Source organism: Streptomyces sp. TAA204 (assembly GCF_000424965.1).
In genome coordinates, this window is the sequence record NZ_AUKW01000002.1 from 247,539 (window position 1) to 267,873 (window position 20,335).

Here is a 20,335-nt window from a genome sequence, read left to right on the forward strand (position 1 = left end):
CCGCCGCATGTCCGGCCGGCACTCCGCGCCGCCCCCTGCTACCCGGTCACTGCTCCTCGTCGGTGTCGAGGTCGACCTGCGCGGGCCCGCCCGGATGTGCGGGCCGGGGGTCGGCCGCGTCGGCGGCCTCCTCGATGTTCTCCAGCCCCAGGCCGAGCTCCAGCTCGTCGTCGTCGGCGACGTGCATGGCCGTCTCCTCACCGGAGAGACCTCTGGCCGGTGACTCGGTGGAGAAGGAGTCCTGGTTGGCGGCCCGCCACGACAGCGGGTCGTCGCTGAGCTGCCCCGCCTGCTCGTCCGCGGGCCCCTCGGCGGCCTCGTCGCCCACGTCCGGCTCCTCCTCCGAGAGACGCTCGTCCAGCGACTCGCCCTCGAGCTGCTCGGCGAACGTCGTCCCGTGGCGCTCCACCGCCACCGGCTCGTCCCCCGGCACGGACGCCCGCTGCGGGTCGTTGGCCAGCTCCGCCTCGGGGCTGCCGTCCTGGAGGTCGGGCATCCCCTCGTCCTCCGGCTCCGCTCCCGGATCGTGGCCCTCGTCCTCAGTCATCGCGGCCTCATCCTCACTCATGCCACCCGGCGGTACCCCGGTGGACCTGCGGAAAACGTGCGGCGCCAGGGGGCTGACCCCTAGGTTTGCGGGGTGCGTGACCTTCTGCGCCGCAGCACCACCACGAGGTCCGTCACGGAGAAGACCGCGAGGGCCCCGCAGATGATCGTCAGGGTACGCAGCGAGTCGACGCCCGGGGCGTCACCAGCGCCCGTCTGCGTCATCCAGAACCAGAACAGCCCGGTGGCCGCGAGGAAGACCGGCGTGAAGATCACCGCGAGTATCAGCCGTACCCCCAGTGCGCTGCGCGCCGTGACGGGCTCGGTTCCGGTCCGCGTCCAGTGAGGCCACTGGACGAGGCGGCGGAGTGTCATGCCTCTCGCCCCTTCCGCTGTGTGCTCTCCCCTCCAGTGTCCTCCCGGACCGGGTCCGGCGCCGCGGCCGGACGGCTCAGACCTCGGCCTCGTGGCACAGCCCGCAGGTGAGGCGCCGCGCGTCCGGTGAGTGCGTGGCCCGGCCGGTGCCGGCGGACTCGTGCACGGTCTGCGGTGACACGTGCGCGTGGTCCAGGCAGAGCCCTGCGCCGCAGCGGATGCATGCGGCCACCGCGACCGTGGACTCCTGCCGGCTCATGCAGTCGTAGCAGTTCATGAAGTCCCCTCCTGTCACTGCCGGCGCGGACGGCCCGCCCGCGCTCCGCCCGGGTGCCACCGGCGCGCCCGCGGGAAACGGCCGGGGTGTGAGCCGTCCGTGGCCGCGGGACCACGGAATCCGCAGCAGCACGTGCCCGCAGGAGCTACGGTGCCTTGACGTCCGTCCCTCACGGGGTGTCCCGTCCGCATCGCGGAAGCGGGAAGCCAACGGAAGGACATCACGCCCCGGTTCGGAGCGCCGTCGCGTCTTTCGGCCCCGTTCCGGGCTCCCTGCGGGCCAACGGACCGCGGCGGTGCCCCAGTTCGCCCGCGGTCGGGTGTTCGCCCGCACCGGGGTGAAATGCCGGGGTGCTATGCCCCGGTAGCTCCCGCACCAAAGGACAAGATCCAGCCGGAGAGTTGCCGATTCCTTCCACCGGCCCAGCACCTGTCAGTAGCCTCATGACTCAACGGCAGACGCCGTGAAGCTGAACGACCTGGAGACCCAGATGGAACGTCCTGCCTGGGCCCCGCAGGGCATAGACCTGACGGTGCCGAGCGTGTCCCGCATGTACGACTACTACCTGGGTGGTTCACACAACTTCGAGGTGGACCGGGAAGCGGGCCGCCGCGCGATCGAGGCCTGGCCCGGACTGCCGAAGATCATCCAGGCGAATCGTGCCTTCATGCGGCGGGCGGTCCACTACGCGATCGGCGAAGGCGTCACCCAGTTCCTCGACATCGGCTCCGGCATCCCCACGTTCGGCAACATCCACGAGGTGGCGCAGTCCCTCGACCCCGACTCCACAGTCGTCTACGTCGACAACGACCCGGTGGCGGTGGCGCACAGCCGGGCTGTGCTGGAGGGCAACGAGAGGGCCGGCATCGTCTCGGCCGACTTCCGCTCCCCGCAGGACATCTGCTACAGCACGGAGGTCGAGCGGCTGCTGGACTTCGAGCGGCCCGTGGCCCTGATGCTCGTCGCGCTGCTCCACTTCATCGAGGAGAAGGACGATCCCTGGAAGACCGTCAGGGAGATGAGCGACTGGCTCGCTCCGGGAAGTCTCCTGGTGCTGTCGCACAGTTCGGCCGACGACGGGCCCAGGCGGGACGGCGGCCAGGGCGTCCGCGACGTCTACAGACGGACGAGTTCACCCCTGCTCATGCGCTCACGCACAGAGATCAAGCGCTTCTTCGACGGGTTCGACCTCGTCGAGCCCGGTCTCGTCGCGCTGCCCCGCTGGCGCCCCGAGGAGGAGGCCGAGAGGGAGGACCCGGTACTCCTGAGCGGTTACGCCGGGGTGGGCCGCAAGGCGGGACACGCCGGGTGACTCCCGCACCGGACGAGCCGGAGGGGCTCGGAAAGGACGGACTACGGCGCTTCGCGACCATCTGGAGCCGCGTCGTCTACCCGGTGACGCAGACCTCGATGACGCGCGCCGAACTGGAGGACTACCTCCACCCGTTGGCCGTGCAGCTCTGCGACGCCATGCACGCACAGCCCTTCTCGCCCGCGCCCGGACGCGAGGTGGGGGCCGCCCTGGTGGACGGGCACTGCACCAGCCCCGACGCCCTGCCGCACCTGCTCGGCGTCGTCGACTCCTACCTCGTGCTCTACGGACGCGACCCCGAGAGCACGGCCCTCTCCGCCGACGAGGCGCGCGCCCGCTGCGCACGGCTCCAGCATTCGGTCGCCGCGGGCTTCACCGAGGCACTGCGCGAACGCACCCTCGCCGAGCAGGAGGCACTCTCGCGGGCCGCACTGGCCGCGCAGACCGCCGTCGAGGAGGCCCTCCACGCAAGCGAGACCCGCTTCCGTGCCGTCTTCAAGGACGCCACGATCGGCATCAGCATCGCCGACATGGACGGACGCATCCGCGACGCGAACGGTGCGCTGGCCCGCATGTTCGGCCGCTCCGAGGAGGAGATGCGCAGGCGGAACGTCAACGAATGGGTCCACCCGGACGACGCACCCGACGTGTGGCGCATGCACCGGCAACTGGTGCGCGGCGAACGCGACCACTTCCGCGTCGAGAAGCCCTATCACCGGCCCGACGGCACCGTTCTGTGGACCAATCTGACGGTCTCCCTGCTGCGCGACGCCGACGGCGAACCGCGTTATCAGCTGGCCCTGTTGGAGGACATCACGGAGCGCCGTCTGCTTCACCTGCGGCTGCGCTACGAAGCCACGCACGACGAACTGACCGGGCTGCCCAACCGCACCCTGTTCGCCGAACGCCTGGAGCGGCTGCTGTCGTCGAGCAGCGGAGTGAAGCGTTTCGGGCTGTGCTACCTCGACATCGACGGCTTCAAAGCGGTCAACGACAGCCTGGGGCACGCCGTCGGCGACCAGTTGCTGATCGCGGTCGCCGAGCGGCTGCAGTCCTGCACCGCCGGGTCGGGCCATCTCGTCGCCCGTATCGGCGGCGACGAGTTCGCCGCCCTGGTCACCGACCCCTCGGGCCCCGAGGACGTCGCGGAGCTGGCCCGGCAGGTGCTGGCCGCGCTGGCGACCCCGATCTCACTCGACGGCCGTGACCTCTCCGTGCGGGCGAGCATCGGCATCGTCGAGGGGCCCAGCGGAGAACTGCGTCCGGAAGAGGTGATGCGCAGCGCCGACATCACCATGTACCGGGCGAAGGACTCCGGAGGGAACCGCTACGAGCTGGCCGACCCGGACTCGGACGCGCGGGCCATAGACCGGCACAGCCTCACCAACCACCTGCCGGCAGCGCTGGAGCGGGACGAGTTCTTCCTGGAGTACCAGCCGCTGATCCGCATGAGCGACGGCGTCGTGGACGGCGCGGAGGCGCTGGTGCGCTGGAAGCACCCGGTGCACGGCCGTCTCGGTCCGGACCGCTTCATCCCGCTGGCCGAACACACAGGTCTCATCGTGCCGTTGGGCCGGTGGGTGATGGAGCAGGCCGTGCGGCAGGCCTGCACGTGGCACGAGCAGCGCCAGGACACCGGCGAGGGCGGCAGGGGCGACGAGGGCCCGCTGCGGGTGAACGTCAACCTCTCCCCCCGTCAGCTCCACCATCCCGACCTGGTGCCCGACACGATCGCCGTACTGGAGGCGGCGGGGATGGACCCCTCCTCCCTCTGCCTCGAGGTCACGGAGAGCGCGCTGATCGGCGCCGACGAGGACGAGCTGAAGCCGCTGCGCCAACTCGCCGACCTGGGCGTCGAGATCGCCCTGGACGACTTCGGCACCGGCTACTCCAACCTCGCCAACCTGCGCCGGCTGCCCGCCACCACGCTCAAGCTGGACCGCTCCTTCACCCAGGGCCTGCAGCAGCACCCGGCGGACCCGGTCGACGTCACCTTCGTGGAGGGCATCGTCACGCTCGCGCACGCACTGGGGCTGGCCGTGACCGTGGAGGGCGTGGAGACGGAGCATCAGGCGGCCCGGCTGCGGGAGATGGGCTGCGACACGGCTCAGGGCTGGTACTACGCACGTCCCGGCCCGGCTTCGACGTTCCGGCAGGGCTTCCCGGTCATTCCGTGAGCCTCCGTGGCGCGGCCTGCCGCCAGGAGTCGAGAAGGACGGCGCGCAGCTCCTCGACGTCCTCCAGCGCGGAGAGCCGTACCCGCAGGAAGTTGTAGTTGTCGTCGTGACCGGGCTTGATGAAGAACTTCTCCGGCTCGGCGGCGATGAGTTCGCCCCGTTCCTCCCTGGGGCACTTCACGCCGATGGTGGAGTCGTCGTCGCCGAGTGAGGCGAAGATCTTGCCCGCGACGCGGAACGTGGGCTGTCCCCAGGCGAGTTTCTCCGTGGCCTCGGGAAGTGCCAGCGCGACCGTACGGACGTCGTCGGCGGTGACCGGAGGGGGTCTGTGGCGCTCGTTCACTTCGTTCTTCTCCCTCGGCCGCCGCCCGTTCACACGTGCGCGTTCAGCCACTGCAGCAGATCGGTGTGGACCTCGGTGCGGTTGGTCTCGTTGAGGATCTCGTGCCGCGCACCGGCGTACGCGTTCCAGGTGATCTCCCGCAGTCCCAGGTGGCGGAAGTCCTCCAGGAGTTCGTAGACGAGCGTCATCCCCTGGTTGCACGGGTCCTGGTCTCCGACGGCGATGTGCACCGGCAGGTCGCGAGGGATGCGCCCGAGCTGCGCGGGGTCGTTGATCTTACGGCTTCCCAGCACCCAGTCCAGCGACATGCCGGCACTGAAGGGGAAGCCGCAGCGCTCGTCCGCGACGTAGACGTCCACCTCGTCCTCGTCGCGGGAGAGCCATTCGAAGCCGGTGCGGTGGGGGTAGGGATCGTTGAACGCGCTGAAGAGGTCGGGCACGAAATCGGAGAGGGCGTCCCTGCCGCTCTTGTCGATCTCGCCTTCGAGCCGGTGGAGTGCGCTCTCCGTCTCGCAGCCGGGGAGCGAGCGGAAGGTGCCGGAGAGGATGAGCGCCGCCAGGTCCTCTCCGTGCTCCTGCGCGTAGTCACGGGCGAGCTGCGAGCCCATGCTGTGCCCGAGGAGCACCAGCGGCGTACCGGCGGGCAGTTCGGCGCGGACGCGGTCGCCGACCGTCTTCAGGTCCTCGACGGTCGCCCGCCATCCGCTCCCGCCGACAACTCCGTAGCCACCGGTGTGGGCGGCGGTGGCACCGTGGCCCCGGTGGTCCGAGGCGACCACGGTGTAGCCGAAACGGCCGAGGAAGCGGGCGGCCCGGTCGTAGCGCAGGCCGTGTTCCGCGGCGCCGTGGGCGATCTGCACCACGGCACGCGGGGAGTTGCCGGCTCCCTCGGCCTCGTCCGGGAACCACGTACAGGTCGCGATCGGTGTGCCGTCCACCGCCGTCGTGTGGTCCTGCCGTACGCCGCCCACGGTGTCCGCCTCCTCGGTGCCGGTTCGCTCGCAGACGGTAAACCGTACTGGTCGGCTGGGACGGCGTGAAGGAGGCGGGCCTGCGCCGGGGTGGTGCGGTCGCGCAGGGCGCGGACGTCCCCTCGCCCGTCCGGCCGTGTGCGTACCGGCCTTGGTCATCGCACAGTTCAGGCCAGGATGTTCCGGGGTGAGGAGATCTCGTCCGTCCGCCGGGGCCGTCTCGTGCGTGAGGGGGTGGCGCCGGCACTGTGCACGCCGGCGCGTGGGCGGCTGCGCGGGCGTTCGGGCCTCACACGCGCCTCCGCCGCTGCGACGGGACGCGCGGGGAGCGGAATCCGGCCGGTGGACGGGCGGGAACGGGCCACCCGGTGTCCGAACAGCCAGCACAGCCACGGCACGAGCGGGTGCGGGGGCAGGGAGCCGTCCACGGAGTGCGGGTTGATCCTCATTGGCTCCGGCTTGTCGAGTTGCCGCCAATCGGCCGGAATTGCTGACCCCGTCCCGCAGCGGTGCTATGCCAGGGGGTAATGCTGGTGGAGTGTCCGCCCGCACCGGCTGCCGGCCGGCAGCCCCCCGTCCCGTGCCGTACAGCGCCGTCGGGATTGCAGAAGGGAGGGTTTCAGCCAAAAGGATGTAATGATCTTGAACTGGCGGGTCGACCATAGACGATATTGCAGTCGGCCTATGCCAGGGGCGGGACAGCTGCCGATGAAAGACCTCCGCCCAACCGGAAGCGGAGCCAACCGCGGAGAAGGGCTCGTCATGGAACGCTACTTCACGGACCAACGCCACGAGGACTTACGCACGGCGGTCCGGGAGTTCGCGAAACGTGAGGTCACACCCCGGATAGCCGAGATGGAGGCCACCCGCACCGCCTCCCTCGGACTGTCCCGGCTGATCGCCCGGCAGGGGTGGATCGGCGCCACCGTGCCACCGGGTTACGGGGGCATGGGGGTGGGTCACCTCGGCAAGACCGTCGTCATCGAGGAACTGGCCAGGGTGAGCGGCGCGATGGGCGCCATGGTGCAGGCGTCGCAGCTCGGCGTCGCCAAGATCATTCACTTCGGCAACGAAGAGCAAAAGAAAACATGGCTGCCGGCAATTGCCTCCGGCGACTGCCTCCCGACCATCGCGGTGACAGAACCCGAATCGGGCGGCCACGTACTGGGGATGACCAGTTCGGCCGTGCGCGACGGCGACGACTACGTCCTCAACGGCAGCAAGGTCTACGTCGGCAACAGCCACGTCGGAGACCTCCACGGCGTCGTCGTACGCACCGGAGAGGGCTCCAGAGGCCTGACGGCCTTCCTCGTGGAGTCCGGCCGCCCCGGCTTCTCGCTGGGCCGCCAGCGGCCCGCCATGGGCCTGCACGGCTTCAGCTTCGGTGAGCTCGTCTTCGACGACTGCCGTGTCCCCGCGGTCAACAGGCTCGGCGAGGAGGGCGACGGCCTCGCCGTCGCCTACTCCTCCAGCGTCCTGTACGGACGTGCCAACCTCACCGCCGTCTCCCTGGGCATCCACCAGGCGATCCTGGACGAGACCACGGCGTTCTGCGCCGAACGCCAGCGCTACGGGGCCCCGCTGAGCAACCTCGGCTCCATCAAGCTCAAGCTCGGCCGGATGCAGTCGAGGCTGATGACGGCCCGGCTCGCCGCCTACCACGCCGTGCACCTGCTCGACCAGGGCCACCAGTGCGACGCGGAGCTGATGAACGCCAAGCTGGTCAACGTCGAATACGCACTGGACTCCGCCCGGGACGCCATGGAAGTGCACGCCGCCTGCGGCCTGTTCACCGACCGTCCCGTGGAGCGCTACCTGCGCGACGCCCACCACATCTTCGCCCCGGCCGGAACCTCGGACATCCAGCGTCTGCGCCTGGGCGAGGTCGCCCTGGGCACGGCCAAGGGCTCCTGGTCCGAGCAGCTGAGCGAACTCGTGCGGCGCGAGCCCGAGCCCGCCCGCTGACCCGGGGAGCGGACCGGGGGGCCGGACCGGCACGGCGCCGCACACGGCGCCCGCCGGGCCGCCCTCCCGGATCAGGGAGCGCGGTGCTCGCGCCGGTGGATCTGCTCCACCAGGTCTGCCGCCATCGACTTGATCGTCTCCAGCCCCTGCCTCCCCCACGGCCGGGGCTCCTGGTCCACCACGCAGACCGTGCCCAGGGCCGTGCCCGTACGGTCGATGAGCGGTGCCCCGAGGTAGGAGCGGATGCCGATCTCGTCCACGACGGGGTTGCCGGCGAAGCGCGGGTAGTCGCAGACGTCCTCCAGCACGAGCGCCTTGCGCCTCACGATGACGTGCGGGCAGTAGCCGTGGTCGCGTGCCATGACACGTCCGACGGACGCTCCGGCGTTGGCCGACGGGTCCAGCTCGACGGCCTGGTCGGCGCCCGGGGCGTAGAGGCCGGCGAAGTACTGGCGCTCCTCGTCGATGAAGTTCACCATCGCGTAGGGGGCGCCGGTGACCCGCGCCAGATGGCGGGCGAAGTCGTCGAATTCGGGAACCGGAGCGTCCCCGATCCCCAACTCCCGCAGCCGGACCACCCTGTTGGGTGCCTCCGCGTCATCGGGTGTCAGCAGCAGGTGGCTGGTGGGGTCAAACTGCATCGGTGCCATCGAAGCTCCTTGTGTCGATCAGATGCCGGACGAGTGAGACGAGTACCTGTGTGCCGGACGCGGCCTGCCGGGCGTCGCAGAGCACCACCGGCACATCGGGTTTGAGGTCGATGGCGGAGCGCACCTCGTCGGGCTCGTAGTGGTAGGAGCTGTCGAACTCGTTGACCGCGACGATGAAGCCGATGCCCCGGCGCTCGAAGAAGTCCACGGCGGCGAAGCAGTGTTCGAGTCTGCGTGTGTCGGCCAGCACCACCGCGCCCAGCGCTCCCTCGGACAGCTCGTTCCACATGAACCAGAAGCGCTCCTGGCCGGGCGTACCGAAGAGGTAGAGCACATGCTCGGGAGAGAGAGTGATGCGGCCGAAGTCCATCGCGACGGTGGTGGTCGCCTTGTCCTCGACCCCCTCCAGACTGTCGGTGGTCGCGCTCACCTGGGTGAGCAACTCCTCCGTACTCAGCGGTTCGATCTCGCTCACCGCGCCGACGAGGGTCGTCTTGCCGACGCCGAAGCCGCCGGCGACGAGTATCTTCAGCGCGGTCGGGAACGGATCGGCACGGCTCGCCTCAGAGTCGTTTACGGAGCCCATCCAGCACCGCCTCCAGCAGGTCTCGATCGGTCGGGTCAGGTCCCAGCGGCGGGCGGGGAGCACGCGAGGTGATCGCTCCGCAGTCCACCAGGTCGGACAGCAGCACCTTGGTGACCACGGCGGGCTGCGAGATCTGCGCGGCGATCTCGGCAACCGAGACGGGTCCGCCGCAGAGCTTCAGCACGTGGCTGTGGTCCGGTCCCAGATAGCTGTTCGGCCGGTCACCGGTGGCCATGACCATGGTCAGCAGGTCGAATTGGGCCGTGGGTCTCGTACGTCCGTTGCTGACGGTGTACGGGCGGATCAGCCGCCCGGCGTCGTCGTCGAGCCACGGCCCCTCTAACGGTTCCCGTCTCATCCGGCCGCCTCAGTGACCGGCCGGCTGCCGCGCCGGCGTTCCCAGGTACGGACGCACGCTCTTGACCAGCATCGCCATCTCGTACCCGAGGACGGCCGCGTCCGACTCACGCCCGGCGAGCACCGCGAGACAGGCTCCCTGCCCGGCGGTCGAGACGAACAGCAGCGAGGTGTCGAGTTCGACGACCACCTGACGCACGTCGCCCCCGTCGCCGAACCGCACACCTGCGCTGCGCGCAAGGGAGTACAGCCCGGAGGCGAGCGCCGCCATGTGGTCGGCGGTGTCGGGTTCCAGGCCGTGGGAGGCCTTCACCAGACCGTCCGAGGACAGCAGCAGCGCACTTCGTGAGTGGGGTACGCGCTGCACGAGGCCGGTCAGCAGCCAGGAGAGGTCTGTCGAGTGTCCGATGGGGGCTTCGCTCACCATGATCGCGTTCTTCTCCTTCAGGGCGTGAGCCGCTAAGCGGGCTGGGACGGAGCCGCTCGGGCCCTGTCCGGTGGATTGTCGTGAACAAGCCCGCGGCATGGGTGTGCGTGGGACCGCAGGCGCGGGGGACGTCCTCCGCGGTCCCCCGTACGGGAGGCAGGGGGACCGGAGAACCGGCCGGCCCGTCACTGACGGGCTGAGCGGGGGACGTCGTTGCCGTCGGAGTCCTCGGCGAGGCTGGTGCCGCGCCGGAACGCGGCCATCAGGCCGGGATCGTGGCCCTGTGCCGTCTCGTCCCAGCCTTCCGCGCCGGACTCACCAGCGCGCGGGGCGGGCGGTGCCTCACGGAGTTCGGGAACGAGGTGTTCCTGGCGGCGGCGCCTGGGGAGTTCGGGCCGCTCGCCGTCGGGCGCCCCGGCTGCCGGGACGGTGCGCCGGGGGAGTTTCCGAGGGGCGTTGCCGGGGTGCGGCTGCGGGCCGGGGCCGGCCGTGGTCGCTGCGGGAGCGGAAGAGGCGGGTGCGGGAGCGGGGGACGCCTCGGGCTGCGGAAGGGGCCGGCTGACGTCCTGGGCCTGCGGTTGCGGCTCCGGTTGCGGCTGCGCCTGCGGCCGGAGGCCGGACCGGGCCTGCGCCTGCGCCTGCGCCTGCGCCGGGACGCTGCCGGCAGTTTCGGACGCTGCCGGCCGGGCCCCCCGTGTGCCCTCGCCGTGGGAGCCGGGAATCTGCTCGCCGGAGGAGGCCGCCGTGCCGCTGCCGCCCTGCCGCGCGCCGGCTCCCGGCTCCTCGCCGAGCACCTCGCGCGGAAGCACCAGCACCGCCTGGATGCCGCCGTAGATGTTGCTCTGGAGCTGTACGACGATGCCGTGCCGCTGGGCGAGCGCCGAGACCACGAAGAGCCCGATCCGGCCGTCCTGGAGCAGCTCCCCGACGTCGATGCGCTCGGGGTCGGAGAGCACGGCGTTCATACGGTTCTGCTCGGAGGCCGTCATGCCCAGGCCGCGGTCCTCGACCTCGATGGCCAGACCGGCCGTCACATGCTGGGCGCGCAGCAGCACCTGTGTCTGCGGAGCGGAGAAGACCGTGGCGTTCTCGACGAGTTCGGCCAGGAGGTGGATGACGTCGGCCACCGCGTGACCGCGCAGCGTGCCCTCGATCGGGGGCACCAGTTTCACCCTGGAGTACTGCTCGACCTCGGCGATGGAGGAGCGCAGGACCTCGGTCATGGTGACCGGACGGCTCCACTGCCGGCGCGAGACGGCGCCGCCGAGCACGGCGAGGTTCTCCGCGTGCCTGCGGATGCGGGTGGCGAGGTGGTCCACGTGGAAGAGGCCCTTGAGCAGATCGGGGTCCTCGACCTGGTTCTCGAGTTCGTCGAGCAGTTCGATCTCGCGGTGGACCAGGGACTGCAGCCTGCGGGCGAGGTTGACGAAGACCTCGACCTTCTCCTCGCTCTCGCTGGAGCTGCTGCGCACGTACGCCACGGCCTCTGTCACGGCGGATTCGGCGGCGTGCTGGGCGAGGGCGAGTTCGCCCGTGAGGAGTTCGAAGACGTCGGCGCCTGCGCCGGCTTCGGGCAGCGACGGCTGCGGGCCCGGGTGCGGACGCTCGCCGTTCTCCAGGCTGCGCAGCAGGGCGGCGACCTCGGACTGCCCGTGGGCCACCGAGCGGCGCAGGGAGGCGAAGCGCTCAAGTGTGCGGCGTGACTCGGCGGTTGCGGCGTGCACGGCGAATGCCACGACACCGCAGACGAGTAAGAGCGCACCGCCGAGCACACTCCACAGCACCGCTCCGTCCGCCCCGGGGGCGGGGGTACCGGAGGCGTCGATGCCGCTCCGCCCGCTCATCACGTACGCCACCACGGCCGCCGCCACGACGGCGATGACTCCCGCGGGCAGTACGGCGAGGCGCACCAGGCGCTGCCGGAGCGCTGTGTCACCCGGGGCCTGCCGGACGGGGGCACGCCCGTGGCGTCGCCTGGAACCGTGGGCGGCGGCAGGTGCGAGCGCCGCGGGTGCCGCGTGCGGGGGCGCACCGGCCGGTCCCTGCGCGGCGGCGGGGAGCGGGACGTTCCCGGGGCGGGCCCCCTGGGGACGCGCGGGAGCGGATGTTCCCCTTCCCGTCTGCACCGCATGGCTCGGGGGTTCAGGCATCGGATTCCTCGGGTGAGTTGAGGTCTGCGGGTGGGCTTCGTCGAAGCACGTTCACAGCGCGCGTCAGCTCGCTCTCACAGCGCCACGGCCACGCTAGCCCTGAAAGCAACCTAACGCGGACGCAGATGACATATTCGCCACCCTTCGCCAGCTCCTGACGAGTGAAGATCCCGGCCGTCTGTCCGGAAGCGGTTCCAGATCCTAACTCCCTTGCGGAGCCTGCTCGTTACTCTCGGACACTTCCGGGCGACGGACGTCCGGGCAGTCGGAGCACGTCGACGGCGAACAGCCCCGGGCACCCACGACAGCGCCGAACGGCACATCTGACCTGCGAATACACGGCATCGCCGCACCCGGCACCGCGGCGGCGCACGAGGCCCGTCCGGGCCAGGACGCCCCGCCGCGCGCCGTCCCCGCGCACGGAGGACATCGACGGAGCGCAGCCGCCCCCCGGTTCGGGCTACGCGCGTATCCGCCACCGCCCCGGCCCCGCGGCCCGGCGCTGACCCCGGCATATTCGCCGCCCCGCGCGTCGCTGCGAGCGCCCCTCCCGCTCCCCGCATGAGACCGGAATTCGTCCCCACGATGGCTCGATCCGGGCCGGCTTCCGCCCCGCGGGACGAACGCTCTCCGATGTTCGGCGGCCGCGCCGGGTGAGCATGTGTTCGGTATGACAGATCGGACTCCGCCGTCGATGTCGTATCGTCGGCGGCGTCGGCCGTCCCGGAGAGAAGCAGCCTGCAGCAGACAGAAGGAGCATCCGTGACCCAGCAGTCCGCCGAAGCCTTGTTGACCGGGGTGCGCAACTTCCGCGACGTCGGCGGAGTGCCGACGGCGGACGGGCGCAGGGTGCGCCGCGGGGTACTCTTCCGCAGCGGACACCTGGCCCACGCGACGGAGGAGGACGCGTCCTTCCTCGGCGGCCTCGGCCTCCACACCGTCTTCGACTTCCGCAACTCCGCCGACCAGGCCCTGGAAGGGCCCGACGTGGAACTGCCGGGAGTGCGCAACGTCAACATCCCGCTCTCCGACCCGGCGGAGGGCGCGGAGTTCTGGAAGATGGTCCACGCCGGAGAGCTGGACCAGCTGCGCGCCGCCCTCGCGGACGGCCAGGGCGCGGCCCGGATGATCGCCTCCTACCGCGCCATCATCAAGAACCGCACCGCAGAGCACAGCCGGCTGCTGCACGAACTCGCGGAGGGCAGCATGCCCGCGCTGATGCACTGCGCGGCGGGCAAGGACCGAGCGGGTCTGTCGGTCGCGGTGACGCTGATGGCTCTCGGCGTGGACCAGGAAGCCATCGAGGCGGACTATCTGGCGTCCAACTCCCCCCACCGGCGCTACAAGATGTACCGCAGTGAGAAGTCCCGCGCCGGTATGTCCCCCGAGGTGGTGGAGCTGCTCTCGCCGCTCTTCGACGCACGTCCCACGTACCTGGCCGCGGCCCTCACCACCATCGACGAGACCTGGGGCGGCGTGGAGCCGTATCTGTCCGAGGGGCTGGGGCTGGAGACGGCCACGCGCGAGAAGCTGCACGACAGGCTGCTGGAGGACTCCTGACGGAGGGGGCCGTTTCGCACCGTTGCGTCGTACGTGCCGGAAGGCGCCGACGGATCCGCACGGGCGGCGCCGGCGCCGGACGGGGGCCGTCCGGGACGCTCAGCGGTTGGCGACCGCCTGCCTGACCAGGTTGCGTCCGAAGTCCCACATCAGACCGCCGCCGTCGTGCGCGTCGTCCATGACCTCCTTGAAGGCGTCCACGAACCGGTCGACGTCCTCCTCCCCGATCACCAGCGGCGGCGTGAGCTTGATGACTTCCAGTTCGTCGCCGGAGACCTGGGTGAGGATGCGGTGCCGCTGCATCAGCGGTACGACCACCATCTGCGCGAACAGCCCCCTGCGTGCCGCCTGCAGCATCGTCCAGCGCCCCCGCAGCCTCAGTGACCTGGGTCTGCCGAACTCGATACCGATCATCAGCCCGCGCCCCCGCACGTCGTACAGCAGTTCGTAGTCCTCCACGAGAGCCGCGAGCCGGGACTGCAGCAGGCCGCCGACGCTCCGGGCGCGGGCGGTGAGGTTCTCCTCCTCCAGTACGTGCAGCGTCGCCAGCCCCGCCGCCATGGCCTGGGCATTGGAGCCGAAGCTGGCCGAGTGCACGAGCACCCGGTCCATCGAGGAGTAGACCTTCTTGAAGATCCACTCCTTGCCCAGCGTCGCGCCCACCGGCACGTAACCGCCGGAGAGTGCCTTCGCCACACACACCAGATCGGGCTCGACGTCCGCCTCGTGCCGGTAGGCGAGGAAGTCGCCGGTACGGCCCAGCCCCGTCTGAACCTCGTCCGCGATCAGCAGCGCCCCGGCCCGGCGCAGCATCTGTCCGGCCGCCGCGAGATATCCGGGCGGCGCGGGGTGCACCCCCTTGCCCTGGACGGGCTCCACGATCAGTGCCGCCACGTCGCCGCGCGCCAGCTCCCGCCGCAGAGCCTCCAGGTCACCCAGCGGAACGGCCGTGTCCGGCAGCAGCGGTGCGAAGCCCCGGCGGAAGCACTCCTCCCCGTTGACGGACAGGGAACCGGTGGTCAGCCCGTGGAAGGCGTGGTCGCAGTAGAGGATCCGGGGTCTGCCGGTGGCGTACCGGGCGAACTTCAGCGCCGTCTCGACGGCCTCCGTGCCGCTGCTGCCGAAGAAGACCCGCTCCATGCCGGGAGCGTGGGCGAGCAGTTTCTCGGCCAGGAGCCCCGGCAGCGGAGGACAGTCGAACCGGGTGAGGTCGGCGAGCTGCGCGTCCAGCACCTCGTGCAGCGCCCGCCGTACGACGGGATGATGGCGTCCGAGCCCCATCACTCCGAACCCGGCCAGCATGTCGAGGTAGTCGTTCCCCCCGGCGTCCCAGAGGTGCGCGCCCTCGGCCCGTTCGTAGACCTTGTCGAAGCCGATGGTGCGCAGCATCCGGGGCAGCTGGTGATTGAGATGGCGGGCGTGCAGTTCGTAGCGTTCGGCTCCGCGCTCCGCGAGAAGCGTCGCGAGATCGAAGTCACTCATGCCCCGGTCCCCTTCGGCGGTCACTCATGCCCCGGTCCCCTTCGGCACTCACTCATGCCCCGGTCCCCTTCGGCTGGTGGGCTCTGCGGCCGGAATCCGCCCCGGCCGGAACCCGGCCGGGGCGGGGGCCCGGGTTCAGGCGCGCACGGTCTCCCGGGCGGCGCGCAGTGACTCCTTCAGCGAGCCCATCGTGGCGAGCACGGCCGTGGGCTCGTACCCGCAGTGCGCCATGCAGTTGGCGCAGCGCGGATCACGGCCTCGCCCGTAGGCTTCCCAGTCGGTCTCCTCGATGAGCTCCTTGTAGGTGGGGACGTAGCCGTCGCTCATCAGATAGCAGGGGCGCTGCCACCCGAAGAGCGAGTAGTTGGGGATGGCCCAGGCCGTGCAGGGGAAGTCCGCCTTGCCCTCGAGGAAGTCGAGGAAGAGCGGGCTGTGGTTGAGCCGCCAGCGCCGGCGGTTGCCGTCGGCGAACGCCTTGCCGAACAGCTCCCGCGTCTGCTCCACGCCCAGGAAGTGCTCCTGGTCGGGCGCCTTCTCGTACGCGTAGGCGGGCGAGACCATCATCTCGTCCACCTTCAGCTCGTCATTGAGGTAGTCCAGCACCTCGATGATCGTCTGCGGCGTGTCGGTGTTGAAGAAGGTGGAGTTGGTGGTGACGCGGAAGCCGCGCTGCTTGGCCTCCTTCATCGCCGCGACGGCCTCGTCGAAGACGCCCTCCTTGGCCACGGACTCGTCGTGCCGCTCCCGCAGCCCGTCGATGTGCACGGCGAACGCGAAATAGCGGGACGGAGTGAACTCCTCCAGCTTCTTGCGCAGCAGCACGGCATTGGTGCACAGGAAGACGTACTTCCTCTTGGCCACCAACTGGCGCACGATCTCGCCGATCTGGGGATGCATCAGCGGCTCTCCGCCCGCGATGGAGACCATCGGCGCGCCGGACTCCAGCACCGCTCCGACCGCCTGGGCGACCGGCATCCGCTGCTTGAGCACTCCGGCGGGGTGCTGGATCTTCCCGCATCCCTCGCATTGGAGATTGCAGGCGAACAGCGGCTCCAGCTCGACGATCAGCGGGAACTTCTCGCGTCCGCGCAGCTTCTGCTGAAAGAGATAGCTTCCGATGCGGACGGTCTGACGCAGAGGCATGGCCATGACTCGCTCACCTCCAGGGGAGCAGCAAGGATCGGTGCCATTCGAGGAATACCGGCATAATGCCGCGAAGTACCCGAAATGCAGATATTCCACCTCGCAGTGTCCCCGGACGGATCAGTTCATGTCCGGGAGCGTCAACCACCACCCGTACGGCTGCCACAGGACGCCGCCGGGCGGCGGCATCGGTCCTGCCGCCGCCGGTGGCGCGCGTCGCCGTGCGCAGCGTGGCAGCCGACTCCATGTCTGCGGCCACGGCCCCGCTGGTGGTGTGCAGCGCGGCGCGTGCGGGCCCGTGCACGACGTGCGTCGTCCCCGCGAGCGGCCCGGCGTGCACAGTGCCGTAGGTGCGCAGTGCCTCGGCCAGGAGCGCGGTCCCGGTGCACTCCGTGACCCCGTCGCAGTCGCGCGTCTCCTCGGCGACCACCAGATCGCCGGGATGCATACCCGGGAGCAGCCCCGCGCAGAAGCCGGTCGCCAGTACCGCGGTACCGCCCGCTTCGGGCTCCTCCCGCAGAGCGCCCGTGACCGCGCGGGCCGCGGCCTCCGGGCCCATGCCGGTGCGCAGCACGGTGACCGGCCCCGCGGCCGGACCGGATGCGGCGCCGCCTCGCAGCGCGAGGCGTTCGATGCCCAGTGCGCACGCGATCAGCAGCGGGCCCGCCGACCGGCCGCGGTCACCGGGGAGCGTCATCTGCTGCCCTGCCGCCCGAGGGTCTCGGCGGGCCGGGCGCCGGAGGCGGTGGCCTCGGCCGTACCGTGCCCTTCCGGGCCGGTGCCGGTTCCGTGCAGGTAGCGGCCGAGTGCGGTGAGCGGAAAGACGATGCGGTAGAGGTGGTAGTTGATGGAGAAGTCCCACGGGAAGCCGGTGCCGGTGAAGTGGGGCTCGTCCCAGGAGCCGTCCTCCCTCTGGGCCAGGGCCAGCCAGCCGATGCCCAGCTGCACGGCGGTCGACTCCCGCTCCCCCGCCGCCAGCAGAGCGAGCAGCGCCCAGGCGGTCTGGGAGGGTGTGGAGGCCCCGCGTCCGGCCCATTTGCGCCTGTCGCGGTACGAGCGCAAGTCCTCGCCCCAGCCGCCGTCCTCGTTCTGGACGCTGCGCAGCCAGCCGACGGCGCGGCGGACGGCGGGGTGGTCCGTGGCGAGCCCGGCCGCGGTGAGCGCGGGCACCACCGCCCCGGTCCCGTAGAGGTAGTTGACGCCCCACCGGCCGAACCAGGCGCCGCTGTCCTCCTGTTCGGCGAGCAGCCACGCCACGGCCCTGCGCAGGCGCGGGTCGTCCCGGCCGCCCTCCGCCGCGAGCATCTCGACCATGTGGGCGGTGACGTCCGCCGAGGGCGGGTCGATGACCTCACCGAAGTCGCAGAACGGCAGCCGGTCGGGGAAGGGGCTGTCGTTGTCGACGTCGAAGGCTCCCCAGGCGCCGTTCCTGGACTGCATGCCCAGGCCCCAGCGCACGCCCCTGCGGACGGCCGTGTCCACCCGCGACTGGTCGTGGTGGCGTACGCGGCGCAGCGCGAGCACGACCTCCGCGGTGTCGTCGACGTCGGGGTAGTTGTCGTTGTGGAACTCGAACGCCCAGCCTCCGGGAGGCAGTTGCGGCTTGCGTACGGACCAGTCACCCGGCCTGACGACCTGCTCCCCGAGCATCCAGTCGGCGGCCCTGACCAGTGCCGGGTGGTCGCGGGGCAGGCCGGCGTCGGCCAGGGCCACGGCGGCCAGGGCGGTGTCCCAGACGGGCGACTGGCATGCCTCGACCATCCGCCGGACACCGCCGCCCCCGCCGGCGCCCGAGTCCTCACCGGCGTCCGTGCGCTCCTCGCCGCCGTAACGGACGGTGTAGCGGTCCAGCGACTCCAGTCCGGCCCGCATCACGGGGTGGTCCAGGTCGTAGCCGAGGAGCCGCAGCGCGATCAGCGAGTAGACCGCGGGCGGCTGGATGCCGCCCCAGCAGCCGTCGTTCTCCTGCCGCTCGACGATCCAGCGCGCGGCGCTGTTGAGGGCGGCACGGCGCAGCGAGCGGGAGCCGAACCTGCGGTATGCGTGCATGGCCCGGTCCAGGCGCTGGAAGAACCCGTCCCAGCTCGCCGCGGGCGCCATCCGCCGGGAGGGGACCGGACGGGCCGGGTCCTGGTGGAGTTCCGCGAGGGAGAAGGGCGCGCGCTTGACGGGACGCTTCGCGGAGACGACGGTCAGCGGCACGATCGTCTGCCGCGCCCAGCAGGCGAAGCCGTAGATGTTGAGCGGGAACCACTTGGGGAAGTAGATGAGTTCCGGGGGCAGTTCGGGCAGGTCCGACCAGCGCCACCAGCCGAACAGTGCGAGCCAGATCCGGGTGAAGACCCGGCTGGAGGCGACGCCGCCCTGCTCACGCACCCACGCCGAGGCCATGGCCATGTGCGGCGCGTCGGGGGCGTCCCCGTCGAGCCGCAGCGCGACATAGGCCTCGATGGTGGTGGAGAGGTCACCGGGCCCGCCGTGGAAGGTCGCCCATGTGCCGTCCGCCCGCTGCCGGGAGCGTACGAACCGGGCGGTCTCCCGGGTGGTGCGCTCGTCACGGATGCCGAGGAACTCGCGCAGCAGCAGGTCCTCGGCGTCCATGGTGACGTTGGTCTCCAGGTCGCCCTTCCACCAGCCCTCGGGGTCCTGCCGGGCGAGCAGGTTCTCCACGGCACGGCCCGCTGCGGTCCGGGCACGGGCGGCCGGACCGTCGGGGGTCCTCAACTCCTCGTCGGGGCGCGTGACTTCCCCGTCCGGACCGGTCATCTTCTTCGTACGGGGGAGTGCGCGGGCACCCGCGGCCCCGGTGCTGCCGTCGGTCGTCGCTGTCATCTCTTCCCCTTCCGAGGGCCCGGCGTCAGCGCCGGGGCAGGGTGGTCATCGCTGCCGTACGACGACGAAGTCGGCCAGCGCCGTGAGCTGGTCGCGTACGTGAGCGGGCATGTCGACGGGTTCGAGTGCGGCGAGAGCGGTGGCGTGCTGGCGCTTTGCCTCCTGGGCGGTCCACTCCCGGCCGCCCGCCTCCTCGATGAGCGCGGCGCGCGCGGCGAACTCCGCCTCGTCGAAGTCCTCGAACTCCTTCTGGCTCTTCTTCGCGTCGGCCCTCATCAGGTCGGCGAGACGCACCGCGGCCGGGTCCGGCGCGGACAGCGCCGCCACCACGGGCAGGGACTTCTTGCGCTGCCGCAGGTCGCTCCACGTCTGCTTGCCCGTGGCCTCCGGGTCTCCCCAGATGCCCAGCAGGTCGTCGACGGCCTGGAAGGCGAGGCCGAGGTGGTAGCCGTAGGACTCCAGGGCGTCGGCCGTACGGTCGTCGGCGCCGCCCAGCACGGCACCGACGGAGACGGCGCAGGCCAGCAGGGCGCCGGTCTTGTTGCCCTCCATCTCCAGGCACTCCTCGACGGTGACGCGCTCGCGGTGCTCGTAGGAGATGTCCTGTGCCTGTCCGTCGATGAGCCTGCGGGTGGCGCGTGTCAGGCGCCGCGTGGCGCGGCCCGCCTCCGCCGTGGCGGGCTCCAGCAGTATTTCGTTGGCGAGGGCGAAGAGGGCGTCGCCGACGAGGACGGCCTGGGCCGGTCCGTGCACCTTCCACACGGTGTCGCGGTGGCGGCGCTGCTCGTCGCCGTCCATCAGGTCGTCGTGCAGGAGCGAGAAGTTGTGCACCAGTTCGACGGCCACGGCACCGGGGAGGCCGGTCTCGGGAGCCGCGCCCGCGACCTCCGCGGACAGAAGGGCGAGCGCGGGGCGTACGGCCTTGCCGCCGTCGGCGTCGGAGGGGTTGCCCTCGGCGTCGATCCAGCCGAAGTGGTACGCGGCGACGGTGTCCATCGGGGGTGCGAGCCGGTCAACGGCTGCGCGCAGCAGCGGAGTCGCCATGGTGCGCCCCCGCTCCAGCAGAGCGCTGACGCTCGTGTCGTCGACGACGGTGTCCTGGTTCGCCGTGGTCACGGGGGCTCCTCTGCGTTCTGTGCCGTTCGGGCGGATACTGCCGGCGGTTCTCACGGTTCCGGCCGT

At 71.0% G+C, this 20,335-nt stretch carries 19 protein-coding genes; 4 read left to right on the forward strand and 15 right to left on the reverse strand.

Going from position 1 to position 20,335, the window contains the following annotated elements; genetic code table 11:
* Positions 1-46: 46 nt before the first annotated feature.
* The 3 genes from H343_RS28800 to H343_RS0103885 all read right to left on the reverse strand — a co-directional run bounded on the left by H343_RS28800 (position 47) and on the right by H343_RS0103885 (position 1,198).
* Complete coding sequence (locus H343_RS28800) at positions 47-547, reverse strand: hypothetical protein (protein ID WP_199778869.1); 501 nt, start codon at positions 545-547, stop codon at positions 47-49.
* Positions 548-627: 80 nt separating this feature from the next.
* Positions 628-921 (reverse strand): DUF6343 family protein, encoded by a 294-nt coding sequence (locus H343_RS0103880; protein ID WP_028430053.1) that lies wholly within the window; start codon positions 919-921, stop codon positions 628-630.
* A 76-nt stretch (positions 922-997) separates the two neighbouring features.
* Entirely contained in the window at positions 998-1,198 is a 201-nt protein-coding gene (locus H343_RS0103885; RefSeq protein WP_028430054.1) for a DUF2180 family protein, read from the reverse strand.
* 490 nt (positions 1,199-1,688) lie between these two features.
* Here H343_RS0103885 and H343_RS0103890 point away from each other — a divergent pair, with 490 nt between their 5' ends.
* Positions 1,689-2,510 (forward strand): SAM-dependent methyltransferase, encoded by an 822-nt coding sequence (locus H343_RS0103890; protein WP_028430055.1) that lies wholly within the window; start codon positions 1,689-1,691, stop codon positions 2,508-2,510.
* The gene (locus tag H343_RS28805) at positions 2,507-4,687 is read left to right on the forward strand and encodes an EAL domain-containing protein (RefSeq protein ID WP_051264567.1); all 2,181 of its coding nucleotides are present in this window, start codon (positions 2,507-2,509) and stop codon (positions 4,685-4,687) included. Before H343_RS0103890 ends, H343_RS28805 begins: the two co-directional genes overlap by 4 nt.
* Here the strand turns inward: H343_RS28805 and H343_RS0103900 are convergent.
* On the reverse strand, positions 4,677-5,030 hold the full coding sequence (locus tag H343_RS0103900) for an MmcQ/YjbR family DNA-binding protein (RefSeq protein WP_028430056.1): 354 nt from the start codon (positions 5,028-5,030) through the stop codon (positions 4,677-4,679). The two genes, H343_RS28805 and H343_RS0103900, sit on opposite strands and share 11 nt — an antisense overlap.
* A gap of 29 nt (positions 5,031-5,059) precedes the next feature.
* Positions 5,060-6,001 carry an alpha/beta hydrolase gene (locus H343_RS0103905; RefSeq protein WP_028430057.1) on the reverse strand — a complete coding sequence of 314 codons (942 nt, stop codon included), beginning with the start codon at positions 5,999-6,001 and terminating at the stop codon, positions 5,060-5,062.
* Between the two features lie 762 nt (positions 6,002-6,763).
* Between H343_RS0103905 and H343_RS0103915 the strand changes: the two genes are divergently transcribed.
* Positions 6,764-7,966: an acyl-CoA dehydrogenase family protein gene (locus tag H343_RS0103915; RefSeq protein WP_028430059.1), complete on the forward strand. Its 1,203-nt coding sequence runs from the start codon at positions 6,764-6,766 to the stop codon at positions 7,964-7,966.
* Between the two features lie 71 nt (positions 7,967-8,037).
* Here the strand turns inward: H343_RS0103915 and H343_RS0103920 are convergent, their stop codons facing one another.
* From H343_RS0103920 to H343_RS28810, 5 genes are all read right to left on the reverse strand, one after another.
* Positions 8,038-8,607, reverse strand: coding sequence for a GAF domain-containing protein (locus H343_RS0103920; RefSeq protein WP_028430060.1), 570 nt, complete (start codon positions 8,605-8,607; stop codon positions 8,038-8,040).
* Positions 8,597-9,202: an ATP/GTP-binding protein gene (locus H343_RS0103925; RefSeq protein WP_028430061.1), complete on the reverse strand. Its 606-nt coding sequence runs from the start codon at positions 9,200-9,202 to the stop codon at positions 8,597-8,599. The genes H343_RS0103920 and H343_RS0103925 overlap by 11 nt, the downstream gene beginning before the upstream one ends.
* A complete protein-coding gene (locus tag H343_RS0103930; protein WP_028430062.1) occupies positions 9,180-9,560 on the reverse strand; it encodes a DUF742 domain-containing protein in 381 nt (126 codons plus the stop codon). Before H343_RS0103930 ends, H343_RS0103925 begins: the two co-directional genes overlap by 23 nt.
* A 9-nt stretch (positions 9,561-9,569) precedes the next feature.
* Positions 9,570-9,986 (reverse strand): roadblock/LC7 domain-containing protein, encoded by a 417-nt coding sequence (locus tag H343_RS0103935; protein WP_028430063.1) that lies wholly within the window; start codon positions 9,984-9,986, stop codon positions 9,570-9,572.
* Positions 9,987-10,171: 185 nt separating this feature from the next.
* A complete protein-coding gene (locus H343_RS28810) occupies positions 10,172-11,896 on the reverse strand; it encodes an ATP-binding protein (RefSeq protein WP_051264568.1) in 1,725 nt (574 codons plus the stop codon).
* Positions 11,897-12,898: 1,002 nt separating this feature from the next.
* Here H343_RS28810 and H343_RS0103945 point away from each other — a divergent pair.
* On the forward strand, positions 12,899-13,696 hold the full coding sequence (locus H343_RS0103945) for a tyrosine-protein phosphatase (protein WP_028430064.1): 798 nt from the start codon (positions 12,899-12,901) through the stop codon (positions 13,694-13,696).
* A 99-nt stretch (positions 13,697-13,795) separates the two neighbouring features.
* On the opposite strand, the gene H343_RS0103950 is transcribed toward H343_RS0103945, so the two are convergent.
* The 5 genes from H343_RS0103950 to H343_RS0103970 form a co-directional block, all read right to left on the reverse strand.
* Complete coding sequence (locus tag H343_RS0103950) at positions 13,796-15,178, reverse strand: class-III pyridoxal-phosphate-dependent aminotransferase (protein ID WP_028430065.1); 1,383 nt, start codon at positions 15,176-15,178, stop codon at positions 13,796-13,798.
* 135 nt (positions 15,179-15,313) lie between these two features.
* The gene (hpnH, locus tag H343_RS0103955) at positions 15,314-16,327 is read right to left on the reverse strand and encodes an adenosyl-hopene transferase HpnH (protein WP_028430066.1); all 1,014 of its coding nucleotides are present in this window, start codon (positions 16,325-16,327) and stop codon (positions 15,314-15,316) included.
* Between the two features lie 7 nt (positions 16,328-16,334).
* Positions 16,335-17,018: a phosphorylase family protein gene (locus H343_RS0103960; RefSeq protein ID WP_051264569.1), complete on the reverse strand. Its 684-nt coding sequence runs from the start codon at positions 17,016-17,018 to the stop codon at positions 16,335-16,337.
* The gene (gene shc, locus H343_RS0103965; RefSeq protein ID WP_028430068.1) at positions 17,015-19,153 is read right to left on the reverse strand and encodes a squalene--hopene cyclase; all 2,139 of its coding nucleotides are present in this window, start codon (positions 19,151-19,153) and stop codon (positions 17,015-17,017) included. Before shc ends, H343_RS0103960 begins: the two co-directional genes overlap by 4 nt.
* Positions 19,154-19,198: 45 nt before the next feature.
* Positions 19,199-20,269, reverse strand: a complete 1,071-nt coding sequence (locus H343_RS0103970) for a polyprenyl synthetase family protein (RefSeq protein ID WP_028430069.1) — start codon at positions 20,267-20,269, stop codon at positions 19,199-19,201.
* Between the last annotated feature and the right edge of the window lie 66 nt (positions 20,270-20,335).

Bases quoted from the DNA above. Each gene is read 5' to 3' on its own strand.
- H343_RS0103880 (WP_028430053.1), bottom strand. From the start codon at position 921: ATGACACTCCGCCGCCTCGTCCAGTGGCCTCACTGGACGCGGACCGGA.
- H343_RS0103920 (WP_028430060.1), bottom strand. From the start codon at position 8,607: ATGCAGTTTGACCCCACCAGCCACCTGCTGCTGACACCCGATGACGCG.
- H343_RS0103950 (WP_028430065.1), bottom strand. From the start codon at position 15,178: ATGAGTGACTTCGATCTCGCGACGCTTCTCGCGGAGCGCGGAGCCGAA.
- H343_RS0103960 (WP_051264569.1), bottom strand. From the start codon at position 17,018: ATGACGCTCCCCGGTGACCGCGGCCGGTCGGCGGGCCCGCTGCTGATC.
- hpnH (WP_028430066.1), bottom strand. From the start codon at position 16,327: ATGGCCATGCCTCTGCGTCAGACCGTCCGCATCGGAAGCTATCTCTTT.
- H343_RS0103885 (WP_028430054.1), bottom strand. From the start codon at position 1,198: ATGAACTGCTACGACTGCATGAGCCGGCAGGAGTCCACGGTCGCGGTG.
- H343_RS28800 (WP_199778869.1), bottom strand. From the start codon at position 547: ATGACTGAGGACGAGGGCCACGATCCGGGAGCGGAGCCGGAGGACGAG.
- H343_RS0103925 (WP_028430061.1), bottom strand. From the start codon at position 9,202: ATGGGCTCCGTAAACGACTCTGAGGCGAGCCGTGCCGATCCGTTCCCG.
- H343_RS0103930 (WP_028430062.1), bottom strand. From the start codon at position 9,560: ATGAGACGGGAACCGTTAGAGGGGCCGTGGCTCGACGACGACGCCGGG.
- H343_RS0103915 (WP_028430059.1), top strand. From the start codon at position 6,764: ATGGAACGCTACTTCACGGACCAACGCCACGAGGACTTACGCACGGCG.
- H343_RS0103935 (WP_028430063.1), bottom strand. From the start codon at position 9,986: ATGGTGAGCGAAGCCCCCATCGGACACTCGACAGACCTCTCCTGGCTG.
- H343_RS0103890 (WP_028430055.1), top strand. From the start codon at position 1,689: ATGGAACGTCCTGCCTGGGCCCCGCAGGGCATAGACCTGACGGTGCCG.
- shc (WP_028430068.1), bottom strand. From the start codon at position 19,153: ATGACAGCGACGACCGACGGCAGCACCGGGGCCGCGGGTGCCCGCGCA.